This is a genomic window from Halomonas sp. AOP43-A1-21, from assembly GCF_052376775.1.
Classification (GTDB): Bacteria; Pseudomonadota; Gammaproteobacteria; order Pseudomonadales; family Halomonadaceae; genus Vreelandella; species Vreelandella colorata.
Genome location: NZ_JBQSWC010000072.1, coordinates 1 through 2,869, shown reverse-complemented (window position 1 = coordinate 2,869; position 2,869 = coordinate 1). Strand labels below are relative to the sequence as shown.

6 protein-coding genes are annotated in these 2,869 nt (G+C 50.5%); all 6 read left to right on the top strand.

Annotated features, from left to right (window positions below; genetic code table 11):
• Window positions 1–98: IS1 family transposase (locus tag ACT3R7_RS20510; RefSeq protein WP_000851394.1), on the top strand; the 98-nt coding region annotated here is incomplete at its 5' end.
• Between the two features lie 56 nt (window positions 99–154).
• Window positions 155–526, top strand: coding sequence for a hypothetical protein (locus ACT3R7_RS20505; protein WP_226940291.1), 372 nt, complete (start codon window positions 155–157; stop codon window positions 524–526).
• 90 nt (window positions 527–616) lie between these two features.
• Window positions 617–778, top strand: a complete 162-nt coding sequence (locus tag ACT3R7_RS20500) for a hypothetical protein (RefSeq protein WP_226940290.1) — start codon at window positions 617–619, stop codon at window positions 776–778.
• Complete coding sequence (locus tag ACT3R7_RS20495; RefSeq protein WP_064157305.1) at window positions 775–1,473, top strand: competence protein CoiA; 699 nt, start codon at window positions 775–777, stop codon at window positions 1,471–1,473. Before ACT3R7_RS20500 ends, ACT3R7_RS20495 begins: the two co-directional genes overlap by 4 nt.
• 274 nt (window positions 1,474–1,747) lie before the next feature.
• Entirely contained in the window at window positions 1,748–2,680 is a 933-nt protein-coding gene (locus tag ACT3R7_RS20490) for a sce7726 family protein (RefSeq protein ID WP_192537354.1), read from the top strand.
• 7 nt (window positions 2,681–2,687) lie between these two features.
• Window positions 2,688–2,869 (top strand): sce7725 family protein (locus tag ACT3R7_RS20485; protein ID WP_496199451.1); only part of this gene is annotated, 182 nt, incomplete at its 3' end.

Sequence of the window (2,869 nt, the reverse complement as noted above, 5' to 3'; positions counted from 1 at the left end):
TGGCACGGCTGGGACGGAAGTCGCTGTCGTTCTCAAAATCGGTGGAGCTGCATGACAAAGTCATCGGGCATTATCTGAACATAAAACACTATCAATAAGTTGGAGTCATTACCGTCGCCTCGACCCACGTCGTGAATCGGTGCACATAAATCCAATGGGTAAGAGCAATGCTTTATCTAGATTTATCACTCTGGAAAATGGCCTTGCCTTCGAGAGAGTGTGGGCCAAAGCAAAAAAAGATCGCTATCCTACCAAGCAGGTGTATTTGGACTTGTTGCCGATATTTAATTCTGCGGTTTCGAGAGTTTTTGCTGCATTGGATACGGCTGGAGTGCCGTTTCAAGGGTTTGATGCAAACGCCTATAAATCTACATTTATTGATGAATTAAAGACAGACCTTCAACATTTCGATTTCTTTGGTCTGCGTATGCATGCGCTACAGATAGAATTAGGCCCGAAGTTCACAATCCAAGAGGCCTCTATCAGACGGGGCTGTACCTACGAAAAGGTGATGGAGGACGAATAGACGTCTATTATCGGGGTAAGGATGGTGCAGATATCATGACCTTGGCTAGGAGAATGGCATCAAATGAAAGACAGACCACATAGAGAGGCGATGGCCGAGCAATTCCGGGCCGATCCGACTTATGCGGCGGAGTTGCTTGCCGAAGTCCGTCGCGACGGCAACCCGGACGAGCTGGCAATTCTGTTGCGGCAGATGCACGAGGCGTTCGGGGACGATTGCACGCGTTCCGGCTCTGCAACGAGGCAACTATGACGCAAGCAGCTTGGACCCGCGATGGTCGGCCGGTGGATGCGGCTTCTATTCCCGGCGCCGAGTGGGAGGCGTTGAAGGCGGCGGCGCAGTTAGGTGACTTCATGATGCCTTGCTGCAAGGCACCGGCAGTACTCAAGACAAGCATCAATGGCTTGCCTTTCTTCGCCCATCTGTCGGACGAGTGCAGTACTGCGCCCGAGACAAAATGGCATAAGTCGGGTAAGACCGCAGTGATGGCCGCCTTAACCGGCATGGGTATCGAGAACCGCGACGAGGTGCCGGGCCGATCACCAAGCGGCGACAAGTGGGAGGCTGATGTTCTCTTTTCGGTTTCCGGTCGCACCATCGTAATCGAGCTGCAACGCTCCTACCAGCATCTACGCGACTTCACACGTCGTCAGGAGCGGTACACTGCATCGGGCGTTGAGTGCTACTGGCTGGTCCGCAAGGAGACATTCATGACTTTAGGCAAGGCCACGTCGCGCCTGCTGTTGAAGCGTGATTTCGGCAACGTGTTTCCGCCCAGTGGAATTGGTACGGGCATGCTGCCCGAGCTGCCGGTGGCGATGCTGGACACCGAGGGCGAGCAACTGGTTCAGTTCGGCGGGTTCAAGAGCGCGACTGTTCCTGTTTGGCTGGCAGGCATCCTCAATGGTGCATACCAATATCGCGGCGGCTCGTGGAATCTTGACTGATCTTAGATGCGCGACATGGCATTATTCATGGTATTGTGAAACCGTCTAGTAATTAAGATATTGATATATAAGGAATTTTTATATATTTTAATAATTGAGTGGGAGTGAGTACCAGCTTAATATTTGCATGGGATGCCATTTATGTAACCTGGCAAAAAATCTTTAATGCTGGGTCTACGCTTAGTATTGAAGATAGGTAAGGATGAAATTGTGGCTCTGAACGGTGGAAAAGGATGCTGCCGTTCTTGCTAGAGGCGGGGGGAGGTTATTACTTATGCACCCTGCTTGGTTCGAAGTGGACGGCTTAAGTAGGAGAAGGAACATTTATAGTACATCGCAACTGTCCGCCTTGACTCGACTGTTCTCCGCCGCTGTTTTCCGCGAGATGGCGAAAAAAGGCCAATCTAGCTTATTCCGTCGGCTGCTCGGGCAAGCCAATCTGCTTGAGCATGCCGACCCATATGGGACTGTGGGCGATACATTCGACTCTGCATTCGAGATTTTAAAGGTCGTGGGACAGCGCGACGAATATATCTATCGAGCAGCGATTAGCCAGAAAGTGTTAATGGGAAAACATTCCCTGCGCACAGCTTCGATGCTCAATGAGTTTCGTGCAGGCAGTAGTAAGGCTGATCTCGTCATTTTGAATGGCACTGCCACCGTCTATGAAATCAAGTCGGAGCGTGATTCTCTTGCACGCCTTGACCATCAAGTCGAGGATTACAAACGAGTTTTCGCCAAAGTGAATGTGATCGCTAGTGAAGGTCATGTAGCAGGAATAATGCGAACGGTTCCGAGCGATGTAGGTGTAATGTGCCTTTCAAACCGCTATCGAATCACAACGGTGCGCGAAGCGGTAGACTGCCCGGCGCGAATCTGCCCAGTAACCGTTTTTGAGTCGTTGCGCATGGCTGAAGCTATCACAATTTTGCAAGCAATGGGTGTTATAGTGCCGGAGGTTCCCAATACGCAGAGACATGCGATGTTGCGAGCCTTTTTCGCTGAGCTAGACCCGGTTGCGTTACATGCAGAGATGGTGCGTACGCTCAAACGGACGCGCAATCTTGCACTACTAAGCGACTTCGTTGATAGTTTGCCTAAGTCCTTGCAAGCTGCGGCGCTGTCTATATCGGTGCGTCGTTCGGATCATTCGAGACTGATCGATGCCATTAAGACTCCGCTACATCGAGCTATGACTTGGAGCTGACATACGTATGTATTATCCATACTTCCGCGGAAAACAATTCGAACTCATTACTATTCGCGAAATGTCAGAATTACTCGCTGAAAAGAGTTTTGTACCTGTAATTGAACCAGTAAGGGAGTCGCTTAATAGTCTTAAGAAGACCTTGACTGCAATATGCGACGCCGGTGGGCACGCTATTGTGATTGTAAA